Annotated in this window: 13 protein-coding genes; 4 read left to right on the plus strand and 9 right to left on the minus strand. The window is 56.2% G+C overall.

Features of this window, described 5'->3' with window-relative positions:
* Positions 1–130 precede the first annotated feature (130 nt).
* Positions 131–1,468 carry an adenine permease AdeP gene (gene adeP, locus ACMGGX_RS09775; protein ID WP_146198332.1) on the plus strand — a complete coding sequence of 446 codons (1,338 nt, stop codon included), beginning with the start codon at positions 131–133 and terminating at the stop codon, positions 1,466–1,468.
* Between the two features lie 91 nt (positions 1,469–1,559).
* Here adeP and ACMGGX_RS09780 read toward each other — a convergent pair whose 3' ends face one another.
* From ACMGGX_RS09780 to rpmH, 9 genes are all read right to left on the minus strand, one after another.
* Positions 1,560–2,126 (minus strand): NADPH-dependent FMN reductase, encoded by a 567-nt coding sequence (locus tag ACMGGX_RS09780; protein ID WP_023309798.1) that lies wholly within the window; start codon positions 2,124–2,126, stop codon positions 1,560–1,562.
* Positions 2,127–2,162: 36 nt separating this feature from the next.
* Complete coding sequence (locus ACMGGX_RS09785; protein WP_045888257.1) at positions 2,163–2,909, minus strand: 4'-phosphopantetheinyl transferase family protein; 747 nt, start codon at positions 2,907–2,909, stop codon at positions 2,163–2,165.
* Positions 2,910–3,031: 122 nt separating this feature from the next.
* A complete protein-coding gene (yidZ, locus tag ACMGGX_RS09790) occupies positions 3,032–4,003 on the minus strand; it encodes an HTH-type transcriptional regulator YidZ (protein WP_029741480.1) in 972 nt (323 codons plus the stop codon).
* Positions 3,972–5,147, minus strand: a complete 1,176-nt coding sequence (locus ACMGGX_RS09795) for an MFS transporter (RefSeq protein ID WP_420298313.1) — start codon at positions 5,145–5,147, stop codon at positions 3,972–3,974. The genes yidZ and ACMGGX_RS09795 overlap by 32 nt, the downstream gene beginning before the upstream one ends.
* 111 nt (positions 5,148–5,258) lie before the next feature.
* Positions 5,259–6,623, minus strand: a complete 1,365-nt coding sequence (gene mnmE, locus ACMGGX_RS09800) for a tRNA uridine-5-carboxymethylaminomethyl(34) synthesis GTPase MnmE (protein WP_205916099.1) — start codon at positions 6,621–6,623, stop codon at positions 5,259–5,261.
* Positions 6,624–6,695: 72 nt separating this feature from the next.
* Entirely contained in the window at positions 6,696–8,339 is a 1,644-nt protein-coding gene (gene yidC / locus ACMGGX_RS09805) for a membrane protein insertase YidC (protein ID WP_126797249.1), read from the minus strand.
* A gap of 2 nt (positions 8,340–8,341) precedes the next feature.
* Positions 8,342–8,599, minus strand: a complete 258-nt coding sequence (yidD, locus tag ACMGGX_RS09810; protein ID WP_001307474.1) for a membrane protein insertion efficiency factor YidD — start codon at positions 8,597–8,599, stop codon at positions 8,342–8,344.
* On the minus strand, positions 8,563–8,922 hold the full coding sequence (gene rnpA / locus ACMGGX_RS09815; RefSeq protein WP_032640303.1) for a ribonuclease P protein component: 360 nt from the start codon (positions 8,920–8,922) through the stop codon (positions 8,563–8,565). Before rnpA ends, yidD begins: the two co-directional genes overlap by 37 nt.
* Before the next feature lie 16 nt (positions 8,923–8,938).
* Positions 8,939–9,079, minus strand: coding sequence for a 50S ribosomal protein L34 (gene rpmH, locus ACMGGX_RS09820; protein WP_000831330.1), 141 nt, complete (start codon positions 9,077–9,079; stop codon positions 8,939–8,941).
* Between the two features lie 724 nt (positions 9,080–9,803).
* Between rpmH and dnaA the strand changes: the two genes are divergently transcribed.
* Genes dnaA through recF form a run of 3 tightly spaced genes read left to right on the plus strand, consistent with a single transcriptional unit; the run spans position 9,804 to position 13,376 of the window.
* Positions 9,804–11,198, plus strand: coding sequence for a chromosomal replication initiator protein DnaA (gene dnaA, locus ACMGGX_RS09825; RefSeq protein ID WP_010426558.1), 1,395 nt, complete (start codon positions 9,804–9,806; stop codon positions 11,196–11,198).
* Positions 11,199–11,202: 4 nt separating this feature from the next.
* A complete protein-coding gene (gene dnaN / locus ACMGGX_RS09830; RefSeq protein ID WP_063440113.1) occupies positions 11,203–12,303 on the plus strand; it encodes a DNA polymerase III subunit beta in 1,101 nt (366 codons plus the stop codon).
* The gene (recF, locus tag ACMGGX_RS09835; protein WP_023309805.1) at positions 12,303–13,376 is read left to right on the plus strand and encodes a DNA replication/repair protein RecF; all 1,074 of its coding nucleotides are present in this window, start codon (positions 12,303–12,305) and stop codon (positions 13,374–13,376) included. The genes dnaN and recF overlap by 1 nt, the downstream gene beginning before the upstream one ends.
* The last annotated feature ends 15 nt before the right edge of the window (positions 13,377–13,391 follow it).

The raw sequence follows: 13,391 nt of genomic DNA on the forward strand, positions 1-13,391 counted from the left end.
CGGCAGTTCGCCGGGACGCAATCGTTGCCGTATAAGCAAAATCAATGAAAAAAGTATCACGTAACCGCCACTATTGTCGCATTTTGGTATAGGATAGCGACGAATTTTCCCTCCTTGTTCGGAATTGATGATGAGTCAACAACACACTACCCAGACATCTGGTCAGGGTCTGCTTGAGCGCGTTTTTAAACTGCGCGAGCACGGCACAACGGCACGCACCGAAGTGATCGCTGGTTTCACCACCTTCCTGACGATGGTCTATATCGTTTTTGTGAACCCTCAAATTCTGGGCGTTGCTGGCATGGATACCAGCGCCGTCTTTGTAACCACCTGCCTGATTGCGGCCCTTGGCAGCATTCTGATGGGTGTGTTCGCTAACCTGCCGGTTGCGCTGGCACCGGCGATGGGCCTGAATGCGTTCTTCGCGTTCGTGGTGGTTCAGGCGATGGGTCTGCCGTGGCAGGTTGGCATGGGCGCCATCTTCTGGGGCGCGGTTGGCCTGCTGCTGCTGACCATTTTCCGCGTGCGTTACTGGATGATTGCAAACATTCCCGTGAGTCTGCGCGTGGGCATCACCAGCGGTATCGGTCTGTTCATCGGTATGATGGGGCTGAAAAACGCCGGCGTTATCGTGGCGAACCCGGAAACGCTGGTGAGCATTGGTCACCTGACCTCTCATAACGTGCTGCTGGGCGTGCTGGGCTTCTTTATCATCGCGATCCTGGCTTCCCGTAATATTCACGCGGCGGTGCTGGTCTCCATCGTGGTCACCACCCTGCTGGGCTGGATGCTGGGCGACGTTCACTATAATGGTATCGTCTCCGCGCCACCGAGCGTTTCTACCGTGATTGGTCACGTCGATCTGGCGGGTTCCCTGAACCTGGGCCTGGCGGGCGTGATTTTCTCCTTCATGCTGGTCAACCTGTTTGACTCCTCCGGCACGCTGATTGGCGTGACCGACAAAGCGGGTCTGGCGGATGAAAAAGGCAAGTTCCCGCGCATGAAGCAGGCGCTGTTTGTGGACAGCGTCTCCTCTGTGACCGGTGCTTTTATCGGAACCTCGTCCGTTACCGCGTACATTGAATCGTCTTCCGGCGTGTCCGTGGGCGGCCGTACCGGCCTGACGGCGGTGGTTGTGGGTATTCTGTTCCTGCTGGTAATCTTCCTCTCTCCGCTGGCGGGTATGGTTCCTCCGTATGCGGCAGCCGGCGCGCTGATCTATGTGGGGGTGCTGATGACCTCCAGCCTGTCACGCGTGAAGTGGGATGATTTAACCGAAGCGGTGCCGGCGTTTATTACCGCCGTGATGATGCCGTTTAGCTTCTCGATTACCGAAGGTATCGCGCTGGGCTTTATCTCTTACTGCGTAATGAAGATCGGTACCGGCCGCTTCCGCGACCTCAGCCCGTGCGTCATCGTTGTGGCGCTGCTGTTTGTGCTGAAGATTGTGTTTATTGATGCCAAATAAACAGCAAGCCCTTTTCGAAGAAAAGGGCTTTAGTGTTTGCGCCCTCTCCCGTGGGAGAGGGCTGGGGTGAGGGCATCAGGCCGCAATAAGCTTACGCCTTCACCCGCTTAATATAATCCCCAAACGCCGTCAGCTGGCCAGACAGATGATCGCGCGTGCTCTGATCCACCACTTCACCCGTTTGCGGGTCGACCTTGTTCTGAATCACACCACCCATAAATTCCGGCTTGTTCATGACCATCGCATCCAGGAACACCAGGATCTGGCGCAGATGATACTGGCAGCGCGCGCCGCCAATCGCGCCCATTGAGCTGGTCTGGATCAGCACCGGTTTGCCTGCCAGCGGCTGCTCAGGTAAACGGGACAGCCAGTCGATGGCATTCTTCAGACCACCCGGAACCGAGTAGTTATACTCCGGCGTGACGATGACCACGCCGTCAGCCTGGCGGATCTGCTCTGCCAGCGCCTCAACGCTCTGCGGAAAACCCTCTTCCTGCTGTACGTCAGCGTCATACAGCGGAATATCGCCAATAGACGGCAGGGCGCTAATTTCCATTCCTGCCGGTGCCAGCTGTGGCAGCGTGCGGGCAACCATCCCGTTAAATGAACCTTTGCGCAGGCTTCCCAGTAACGTAACTACTTTCAACGTATCAGACATGATTACTCCTGTTTCATCATGATGACCCTGATCGGATCAGCTAAGGGTGAATGCTTTTTCTGCCGGTAAACTGGTTAAACGCATCAGGCGTGCGGCGGGCTCGTTGGCACGCTCGGGCACATCAGGAAGGCTACGCCATCCCTGTTGGCTGTCAAATTCCCAGATTTTCATGCGTTCGATGGCGGGGGTAACCGCAATGGACCAAATGAGCACATCCTCTGCGTCGCTGAGCGCCTCTACCAGCGTGGCCTGAGCGGCACGCAGACGTCCGGAGCCTGGAAGCAGTTGCAGCAGGCTGGCGTCGTCTGAGGCGCATCCACAGAGCTTGCGAATGCTCTGGCGCAGGGTAATGAGCTGGGCTCGGGCTTCGACAGGATCGTTCTGGTTGCGTACCCACAGCTTCTCATTGCTGGAGAGCGGATAGTCTTCATGCGCATTACCGCCATGGAAGCTGCGCGTCGCGCGCTGGAGTTCCATATCCAGCCCACAATCCCCTTCGGTGGTCAGCGCGACGCCAATGATATTGCCCGCGTAGGCAATCGAAAAACGAGGGAGGTCCGGGTCGGCAAAGACCGGGCGGCCTTCGGGTTGGGTAATGATGTCCGGCAGCTCGCTGGTGCCGTACAGCATAAACAGCAGTTCTGCGAGAAGCGCTCTGGACGCTAAAAACCGCGTTCTGCGGTGTTCCGGGAGAGTGAGTGCTTCACTGTGACAGGCTGAAGAAATTCTTGCCGATACGAGACGTCCTTCCGTAAGTATCCCTCTTGCAAAGTGCGTAGCCATTTTTCGCTCCTTGATAATGGTCGTAATCGGTTAAACGGTTACATGATTATCGCTTAACTTGACTCCTGTTTTAATCAGTAAATGGGAGTAAGAGAAGCCTTAGGACCGAACTTTACATTTTCTTAGGCAAAAATTGGATCGCTGGCACCGTACAGTGCCTTGATGGTTTCCCGCAGCCAGAGGATTTTCGGATTATGGCTGTTCCGTTTATGCCAGATCAGCGTGAAGGGAACGGTAAGCTTTTCAGCCTGCGCTTCATCAATGGGAATAGGAAGCGCGATCAGCTTCCGCTGGTGGAGTTGATTGTAGTGATGGCAGTAGTGCGGAGCCGTGGCGATATAGTTGTGACCGGGCTGGGCTGCCATAAACATCGACTGCTCAAAGCCCGGCACGCTCATGGCAATGTTTCTCTCCCGACCCATCTCCTTTAGCACTTCGTCCAGTGCCCAGGTGTCGCTGCGTTCCCAGAAGATGCTGATGTGCGGGTAGCGCAGGAAGGTTTCGAGGTTCCATTCGTCCTGTAGCGCGGGGTGATCCTCACGCAGATACACGCACGGACGGTCGCTGAACAGGATCTCATAGTCGATGAACCACGGCATTAGCTTCAGCAATTCACGCGAGCGCGGGTGCGTTTCGCGTCCGGTGAATCCCAGATCCACCTCTCCACGCGTAATGGCGTCCAGCGAGTCATAATCCCAGTGACGCATCTTCACCGTAGCCTGCGGATAGCGCTGGTTCACCTGCTCCAGCAGGGCATTAAAGCGGATCAGCATCAACGGCGTTTCGGCGGCCAGCACAAACGTTAGCCCGCCCGGGGAATCATGGTGGAATTTATCGAGGATCTGGTTGCCGATTTGCATCCAGTCAGCCAGATCCTGCTCGAGGCTTACCGTCAGCGGGGTCGGCAGCAGCCCCAGCGGCGTTTTGACAAACAGCGGGTCGTCAAACCAGTCGCGCAGCTTGGCCAGCGATTTACTCACCGCAGACGGCGTCACGTTCATCCGCTTCGCCGCTTTGGTGACGCTGCGCTCCTGCAGCAAAAGCTGCAGGCACAGCAACAGGTTAAGATCGAGACTGCTGATGGGCTTCTTCATATTGCGCCGCGGGCTGGATGACCATAAGTAAGGTGATGCACAGTATGCTACAGCCAATCAGAACCCCGATCAGCATATTCAGCGCGTTAAGCCCGATGACCGCCGCCAGCCAAATCCACAGCGACGAGCCGCAGACCTGCGCAATTCCCAGCACCGAGCTTGCCACGCCTGCCCGCAGCGAGAAGGGGCCAAGCGCCTGGCTCATCGCCACGCCAAAGCCAACCGAGAACCCGGCACAAATAAGGGTAATACCCGCCAGCATCACCGCATGCGAGCTGGTGGTTGCCAGGATCGCGCCAGCCGTGAGGAATAAAACCTGTGAGGTCAGCATCAGCGTGCGCTGGCTAAAAACATTTAGCGCAAACGGGGTGGAGAACGAGACCGCCATACTGACCATGGCGGTTAATGCCATCACCGTCGAATACTCACCCCGATCGAAGCCCATGGTCTCCATCAGTAAAACCGGGGAAACGTTTACATAGGTCAGGATCACCGCCACGCTTAACGTGGTCACGGCCAGACGACTGAGGAAAAAGCGGTTAAGCAGCTTCTCGGCTGGGTGAATGGTTGCGGTATGACCGGTATTCTGCGAGCCTGGGTGGGTCTCTTTCAGCACGGCGATGGACAGGATAAACACCAGCGCGCCCATCGCCGCCATGGTCCAGAACAGGCTCTGCCACGGGAATTTCAGCATGATCAGATATCCCACGACCGGCGCCAGCACCGGGATGATGCAGGTAATACCGTTCAGCATCGAAAGCACCTTAGCGCGACGCTGGGCGCTTAAGGTATCGCGCAAAATGGCAAACGCGACGACGTAGCTGCCACCGGCGCCAATGCCCTGGATAAACCGTCCGGCCAGGAACAAGGTGCTGCTTTGCGCCTGTGAGCAGAGAAGAGAAGCCAGGGCAAAAATGATGGCGCCCGTTATGGCGACAGGCTGACGGCCTGCTTTATCCGCGATTTTCCCGGCAAACACCATCGACGACGCCATCCCCGCGAGGTAGGCCGAAAACGCGATGTGCAGCTGCGCCTCGCTGGCGCCCAGATCGCGGGCGATGTGCGGTAATCCCACCAGATACATATCAATGCCTGACGGATAAAGCAGAACTAATGCGAAACTACAAAACAGAAAACGCGCCATAAACCCCCCATAGATGCAGGCATGCAGGATAGGGGGTGAAAAGGGATTAGGCGAGTTGCCATTTGGACAATGGTGATTTCCCGGGAGGAAATCACCATCAATAAGCGGGCCTTACTTACCGATACAGAAGCTCGAGAAGATCCGTCCCAGCAGATCGTCCGACGTAAACTCCCCGGTGATCTCGCTCAGATTCTGCTGCGCCAGGCGCAGCTCTTCCGCCAGCAGTTCACCCGCCCATGCGCCGATCAGCTGCGCTTTACCCTGAACAAGGTGGTTTGCCGCCTCTTCCAGCGCCTGCAGGTGACGACGACGCGCCAGGAAGCCGCCTTCCATGCTGGTATCAAAGCCCATGCTCTGCTTGAGATGGTTGCGCAGGTCGTTAACGCCTTCACCGGTACGCGCCGACAGGCGAATCAGTGAGTGACCGTTCACATCGCTGATGCCCAGCGTTTCGCCGGTAACGTCCGCTTTGTTACGCACCACGGTGATGGGCAGTTTCGCCGGCAGACGGGCGATAAAGTCTGGCCAGATTTCTGCCGGGTCAACGGCGTCGGTCGTGGTGCCGTCCACCATAAACAGCACGCGGTCAGCCTGCTCGATCTCCTGCCAGGCGCGTTCGATACCGATGCGCTCAACCTCGTCGCTGGCATCGCGCAGGCCGGCGGTATCAATGATATGCAGCGGCATCCCGTCGATGTGGATATGCTCGCGCAGCACGTCGCGGGTGGTGCCGGCAATATCGGTGACGATCGCCGCTTCACGGCCCGCCAGGGCGTTCAGCAGGCTCGATTTCCCGGCGTTAGGGCGTCCGGCAATCACCACCTTCATCCCTTCGCGCAGCAGGCTTCCCTGGCGCGCTTCGGCGCGAACGGCGTCGAGATCGGCCATCACCTGGTTGAGCTGCGCTTCGATTTTACCGTCAGAGAGGAAGTCAATCTCCTCGTCCGGGAAGTCGATAGCCGCTTCCACGTAGATCCGCAGGTGAGTAAGTGCTTCCACAAGGTGATTTACGCGCGCGGAGAATGCCCCCTGCAGCGAGTTCAGGGCGGAGCGGGCCGCCTGTTCCGAGCTGGCGTCGATCAGGTCTGCAATCGCTTCTGCCTGCGCCAGGTCGAGCTTGTCGTTGAGGAAGGCACGCTCGGAGAACTCGCCCGGCTTCGCAATGCGCAGGCCAGGCAGGGTCAGGATACGTTTTAACAGCAGATCGAGGATAACCGGGCCGCCGTGGCCCTGCAGCTCCAGCACGTCTTCGCCGGTGAAAGAGTTAGGGCCGGGGAACCACAGCGCAATGCCCTGGTCCAGCGGCGTGCCGTCGGTATCTTTAAACGGCAGGTAATCAGCGTAGCGCGGCTTTGGCAGTTTACCCAGCACCGCTTCGGCCACCTCGCGCGCCTTCAGGCCGGAGATACGCAGAATGCCTACACCACCGCGTCCCGGTGGGGTTGCCTGGGCGACGATAGTGTCGTTATGGCTCATGGTTGGTCTCGTTCAATACAAATAAAAAAGGCGGTCAATTGACCGCCCTTATTTTAGCGTTAACTTACCGAATCAGGACTTTTTCTTTTCGCGGCTATGCAGGCCACGTTTTTCCAGACCACGGTAAATCAGCTGCTGCTGGATGATGGTCACCAGGTTGCTGACGATATAGTACAGCACCAGACCTGACGGGAACCACAGGAAGAACACGGTGAAGATGACCGGCATAAAGGTCATGATCTTCTGCTGCATCGGGTCGGTCACGGTGGTCGGCGACATCTTCTGGATGAAGAACATCGTCACGCCCATCAGGATCGGCAGGATGTAGTACGGGTCCTGTGCGGACAGGTCATGGATCCACAGTGCGAACGGCGCGTGGCGCAGCTCAACGGAACCCATCAGCATGTAGTACAGCGCAAGGAAGATTGGCATCTGAATCAGCAGCGGGAAGCAACCACCCAGTGGGTTTACTTTCTCTGCTTTATACAGGGCCATCATTTCCTGGCTCTGACGCTGTTTGTCATCGCCCAGACGCTCACGCATAGCCTGAATCTTCGGCTGCAGCATGCGCATCTTCGCCATGGAGGTGTACTGCGCTTTAGTCAGCGGGTACATGATGCCACGAACGATGAAGGTGATAACGATGATGGAGAAGCCCCAGTTACCCAGGAAGCTGTGGATGAACTTCAGCAGCTTAAACAGCGGCTGAGAGATGAACCACAACCAGCCGTAATCAACGGTCAGATCCAGGTGCGGCGCCACAGCGGCCATTTTGTCCTGAATTTCCGGGCCGACCCAAAGGGTGCTTGCCATCTTACCGGTTTGACCCGGCTGAACCAGAACAGGCTGAGATTTGTAGCCGATGGCTGCAAGACCGTTACCCAGGTTCGCGGTATAGAAGTTATTCGTACCGTCGTTGTTTGGGATCCAGGCCGTTGCGAAATACTGTTGCAGCATCGCAACCCAACCGCCTTTGGAACTAACGTTCAGGTTTTCGTTATCCGCAATGGTGTCGAATTTGTATTTCTCATACTTCGCGTCTGGCGTGGAGTATGCCGCGCCACGGAAGGTATGCAGCGCAAAGTTGCTGCTTCCGGTGTCACGGTGAGACGGCAGATTGATGGACTGCTTCAGCTGGCCAAAGGTCGACAGCTCCAGCGGTTTCGCACTGGCGTTCTGTACGCTGTAGCCCACATTCACCGCATATTCACCGCGCTTCAGGGTGAAGGTTTTAGTGAAGGTGTTGCCTGCGGCGTCGGTGTACGTCATCGGGATCGCGAGTTCGTTCTGGCCATCAGCCAGCACAAAGGTGTCGCTATCGACGGTATACAGTGGACGCGCACCGTTAGCCGGGTTATCCGGGCCATCACGACCGGTCAGGCCGCTCTGCGCCTGGTAGATAAACTCAGGCGTGGTTTCCAGTAACTGGAACGGTTCGTTAGACTTCAGCTCTTTCGGGTAGGTCAACAGCAGCGCCTGCTCAACATCACCACCACGGGTGTTGATTGTCAGCTCAAGCACATCGGTCTTAACCGTAATCTGTTTCCCCTGGCCACTGGCCGGTACGCCCTGGTCGGCGGCGCTACCCGCTGCGGTGGTCGTAGTCTGCGTGGTCTGCTGCTGGGGTTGAGGATTTTTATCCTGCTCCCATGCCTGCCAGATCATGAAAGACACGAACAACAAAGCGATGATAAGAAGATTGCGTTGCGAATCCATCGTTAGTGTTCTCTGGTATCAAAGGGTCCTGGAGGGACGGGATCGTCTCCACCGGGGTGTAAAGGGTGGCATTTTAATACGCGTTTCACCGTCAACCAACTGCCTTTTATCACTCCAAACCTGCGCAATGCCTCAATTCCGTAGCTTGAGCATGTTGGTGTGAAACGGCAGTGCGGCCCGAGTAGCGGACTAATCAGGCGTTGATAGACCCGAATGAGGGCTATCAGGACCCGTGAGCCAGGCGACAGTGGCGGCGCCATAATTTTTCCAACGCTTCCGAGAGAGCACGGTTATCGAGGTCGGCAACCCCTTTCTTCGCCACCACCACGAAATCCATTGAAGGCAGTTCGTGCTGACGTAAACGGAAGCTTTCACGCGTCAGACGTTTAATCCGATTGCGTTCATGCGCACGCTTAACATTTTTCTTGGCGACTGTGAGACCGATGCGGGGATGCCCCAGCGAATTTTGGCGGCCGAGGATGGTGATTTGCGGCGTGCCAGCCCGTAGTGGCTGCTGGAAGACGAAAGTGAAATGAGCGGGAGTTAACAAACGTAACTCCCTGGGAAATGCTAGCTTAACCACTCAGGGGTTAGCTTTATTACTTGGAAACGGTCAGACGAGCGCGGCCTTTAGCACGACGACGTGCCAGAACCTGACGACCATTTTTAGTAGCCATACGAGCACGGAAGCCGTGAGAACGGTTGCGCTTCAGTACAGACGGTTGAAAAGTGCGTTTCATGGCGATTTCTACCTAAACTTGAATAAATTCACTGACTTTTGCGTATACCCGAACGAGTTTCGAACGACTAACGCCTCAGCGTGGGTGATTAAAGAGGCCGGATTGTAATAATTGTACACTCCGGAGTCAATTCTCTTTCCTTATTTCCCGCGTATTTCCGCACGTTTTCGCGTGGAAAATGAGCAACGGACGACGCAGGAAGATGAGCATCACGCGCCGGGTCGAGGATTATACGGCCTCGCCAACAAAGCGCAAGGATCGTCCCGGATCTTCGTTAGATCATTTAAGCAATAAATTGTCTGTGCTCATTAATTTTTCCAATATGCGGACTAAATCGTGGGGCACTGGCGCCAGGATCGTTTACACTTATCCGGTTCCGGATCTTCCTGTGGATAAATCGGGAAGAATCTGTGAGAAACAGAAGATCTCTGGCTCAGTTTAGGCTATGATCCGCGGTCCCGATCGGGATCCAGCGATCCTGGCCGGGTATGACACAAAATCGTTCACGCTGTATCAAGGCGGCAAAGGAGCGAGTCCTCTGGAGCGTACACAAGTACGTGACTGGGGCGAGCAAGTGCAGCCAACGCAGAGACGGCTTGAACGATGAAGTGTATAACCGCAGATAGCGGTTCGCACATCACCCTTTTGCACAGGGTCATGTCGATGTGCGCCAACAATCATGAATATTCAATAGTTTTCTTTTATTGTTCGAGTGGAGTCCGCCGTGTCACTTTCGCTTTGGCAGCAGTGTCTTGCCCGATTGCAGGATGAGTTACCAGCCACAGAATTTAGTATGTGGATCCGCCCGTTGCAGGCGGAACTGAGCGATAACACGCTGGCTTTGTATGCGCCAAACCGTTTTGTGCTCGATTGGGTAAGGGACAAGTACCTTAATAACATCAATGGACTGCTGAACGATTTCTGCGGGTCAGATGCCCCGCAGCTGCGCTTTGAAGTGGGCACAAAGCCGGTCACCCAAACCGTCCGTGAAACCGTGAACGTAGCAGCGCCTGCTCAGGCCGCACCTGCTCCGGCCCCTCGCGTCGCACCCGCTCGTCAGGGCTGGGATAATGTCCCCGCACCGGCTGAGCCAACCTACCGCTCTAACGTTAACGTGAAACATACGTTCGATAACTTCGTTGAAGGTAAGTCGAACCAGCTGGCGCGCGCGGCGGCTCGTCAGGTTGCTGATAACCCCGGTGGGGCCTACAACCCGCTGTTCCTTTATGGCGGCACGGGTCTGGGTAAAACGCACCTGCTGCATGCGGTGGGTAACGGCATTATGGCGCGCAAGCCCAATGCCAAAGTGGTGTATATGCACTCCGAACGCTTCGTTCAGGACATGGTAAAAGCCCTGCAAAACAATGCGATCGAAGAGTTTAAACGCTACTATCGTTCTGTTGACGCGCTGCTCATCGATGACATCCAGTTCTTTGCCAATAAAGAACGATCGCAGGAAGAGTTTTTCCACACCTTTAATGCCCTGCTGGAAGGCAATCAGCAGATCATTTTGACCTCGGATCGTTACCCAAAAGAGATCAACGGCGTTGAAGATCGTCTGAAATCCCGCTTCGGCTGGGGCCTGACCGTGGCGATCGAGCCACCGGAGCTGGAAACCCGCGTCGCGATCCTGATGAAGAAAGCCGATGAAAACGACATTCGCCTGCCGGGCGAAGTGGCGTTCTTCATTGCCAAGCGTCTGCGCTCCAACGTGCGTGAGCTGGAAGGGGCGCTGAACCGCGTTATCGCCAATGCCAACTTCACCGGTCGTGCGATCACCATCGATTTTGTGCGTGAAGCGCTGCGAGATTTGCTGGCATTGCAGGAAAAACTGGTCACTATCGACAATATTCAAAAGACGGTGGCTGAGTACTACAAGATCAAAGTGGCAGATTTACTGTCTAAACGTCGTTCCCGCTCGGTGGCGCGTCCGCGTCAGATGGCGATGGCGCTGGCAAAGGAGTTAACCAACCACAGTCTGCCGGAAATCGGGGATGCGTTTGGTGGCCGTGACCATACGACCGTGCTGCACGCTTGTCGCAAGATTGAGCAGTTACGCGAAGAAAGCCACGACATAAAAGAAGATTTTTCCAATCTAATCAGAACATTATCATCGTGACGCTATGAAATTTACCGTTGAACGTGAACATTTATTAAAACCGCTGCAACAGGTGAGTGGCCCATTAGGTGGCCGCCCAACGCTGCCTATTCTCGGAAACCTGCTGCTTCAGGTCGCGGACGGTACGCTGTCGCTGACCGGTACAGATCTGGAAATGGAAATGATCGCGCGCGTTACGCTGACGCAGCCGCACGACGCGGGCGCGACCACGGTTCCGGCACGTAAATTCTTTGATATCTGCCGCGGGCTGCCGGAAGGCGCTGAAATCGCCGTGCAGCTGGAAGGCGACCGTATGCTGGTGCGCTCTGGCCGCAGCCGTTTCTCGCTCTCCACGCTGCCTGCTGCGGACTTCCCGAACCTGGACGACTGGCAGAGCGAAGTTGAATTCACCCTGCCGCAGGCGACGATGAAGCGTCTGATTGAAGCCACGCAGTTCTCCATGGCGCATCAGGACGTCCGTTACTACTTAAACGGCATGCTGTTCGAAACCGAAGGTGAAGAGCTGCGTACCGTAGCCACCGACGGCCACCGTCTGGCGGTCTGTTCTATGCCGGTTGGCAACGCGCTGCCAAACCATTCGGTGATCGTGCCGCGTAAAGGGGTGATTGAGCTGATGCGTATGCTCGACGGTGGCGATACGCCGCTGCGCGTGCAGATCGGCAGTAATAACATCCGCGCACACGTGGGCGATTTTGTCTTCACGTCTAAGCTGGTTGACGGTCGCTTCCCGGATTATCGCCGCGTATTGCCGAAGAATCCGGACAAAACGCTGGAAGCAGGCTGCGACAGCCTCAAGCAGGCCTTTGCCCGTGCGGCCATTCTCTCCAACGAGAAATTCCGCGGCGTGCGCCTGTACGTGAGTGAAAACCAGATCAAAATCACCGCTAACAACCCGGAGCAGGAAGAGGCAGAAGAAATTCTGGACGTCACCTACGCCGGAACCGAGATGGAAATCGGCTTTAACGTCAGCTACGTGCTGGATGTGCTGAATGCGCTGAAATGTGAAAACGTGCGCATTCTGCTGACCGACTCCGTTTCAAGCGTACAGATTGAAGATGCCGCATCACAGTCGGCTGCTTATGTTGTCATGCCAATGAGACTGTAATGTCGCTCACCCGTCTGTTGATCCGCGACTTTCGCAATATCGAAAGCGCGGATCTCGCTTTATCCCCTGGCTTTAACTTCCTGGTTGGCGCAAACGGCAGCGGCAAAACCAGCGTGCTTGAGGCCATCTATACGCTCGGCCACGGTCGGGCGTTTCGCAGCTTGCAGATTGGTCGCGTCATTCGCCACGAGCAGGAATCCTTTGTCCTGCACGGGCGTTTGCAGGGGGCGGAGCGGGAAACCGCCATCGGCCTGACCAAAGACAAGCAGGGCGACAGCAAGGTGCGCATCGACGGCACCGACGGCCATAAAGTGGCGGAGCTGGCGCTGCTGATGCCAATGCAGCTGATTACGCCGGAGGGGTTTACTTTACTCAACGGCGGCCCCAAATACAGAAGAGCATTCCTCGACTGGGGATGCTTTCACAACGAAGCCGGTTTCTTTAACGCCTGGAGCAACCTGAAGCGTCTGCTCAAGCAGCGTAACGCCGCGCTGCGCCAGGTTACCCGTTACGCCCAGCTGCGTCCGTGGGACATGGAGTTAATCCCTCTCGCGGAACAAATCAGCAACTGGCGTGCCGAATACAGCGCAGGTATCGCCGAAGACATGGCCGACACTTGCAAACAGTTTTTACCCGAGTTCTCTCTCACCTTCTCCTTCCAGCGCGGCTGGGAGAAAGAGACGGATTATGCCGAGGTGTTAGAGAGAAGCTTCGAGCGCGACCGCATGTTGACCTACACCGCGCACGGCCCGCACAAGGCGGATTTCCGCATTCGTGCCGACGGTGCACCGGTGGAAGACACGCTGTCGCGCGGGCAGCTCAAGCTCCTGATGTGTGCGCTGCGCCTGGCACAGGGAGAGTTTCTCACCCGTGAGAGCGGAAGACGCTGCCTGTACCTGATAGATGATTTTGCCTCGGAACTTGACGACGCGCGGCGCGGGCTACTTGCCAGCCGCTTAAAAGCCACGCAGTCGCAGGTTTTCGTCAGCGCCATTAGCGCTGAACACGTTATAGACATGTCGGACGAAAATTCGAAGATGTTTACCGTGGAAAAGGGTAAAATAACGGATTAACCCAAGTTGAAATGA

It is taken from the genome of Enterobacter sp. BNK-29, from assembly GCF_048684785.1.
Taxonomy (GTDB): domain Bacteria; phylum Pseudomonadota; class Gammaproteobacteria; order Enterobacterales; family Enterobacteriaceae; genus Enterobacter; species Enterobacter cloacae_M.

Excerpts from the sequence above, each read along its gene's own strand:
- adeP (WP_146198332.1), top strand. The coding sequence starts at position 131 with ATGAGTCAACAACACACTACCCAGACATCTGGTCAGGGTCTGCTTGAG.
- ACMGGX_RS09780 (WP_023309798.1), bottom strand. The coding sequence starts at position 2,126 with ATGTCTGATACGTTGAAAGTAGTTACGTTACTGGGAAGCCTGCGCAAA.
- ACMGGX_RS09785 (WP_045888257.1), bottom strand. The coding sequence starts at position 2,909 with ATGGCTACGCACTTTGCAAGAGGGATACTTACGGAAGGACGTCTCGTA.
- yidZ (WP_029741480.1), bottom strand. The coding sequence starts at position 4,003 with ATGAAGAAGCCCATCAGCAGTCTCGATCTTAACCTGTTGCTGTGCCTG.
- ACMGGX_RS09795 (WP_420298313.1), bottom strand. The coding sequence starts at position 5,147 with ATGGCGCGTTTTCTGTTTTGTAGTTTCGCATTAGTTCTGCTTTATCCG.
- mnmE (WP_205916099.1), bottom strand. The coding sequence starts at position 6,623 with ATGAGCCATAACGACACTATCGTCGCCCAGGCAACCCCACCGGGACGC.
- yidC (WP_126797249.1), bottom strand. The coding sequence starts at position 8,339 with ATGGATTCGCAACGCAATCTTCTTATCATCGCTTTGTTGTTCGTGTCT.
- yidD (WP_001307474.1), bottom strand. The coding sequence starts at position 8,599 with ATGGCGCCGCCACTGTCGCCTGGCTCACGGGTCCTGATAGCCCTCATT.
- rpmH (WP_000831330.1), bottom strand. The coding sequence starts at position 9,079 with ATGAAACGCACTTTTCAACCGTCTGTACTGAAGCGCAACCGTTCTCAC.
- dnaN (WP_063440113.1), top strand. The coding sequence starts at position 11,203 with ATGAAATTTACCGTTGAACGTGAACATTTATTAAAACCGCTGCAACAG.
- recF (WP_023309805.1), top strand. The coding sequence starts at position 12,303 with ATGTCGCTCACCCGTCTGTTGATCCGCGACTTTCGCAATATCGAAAGC.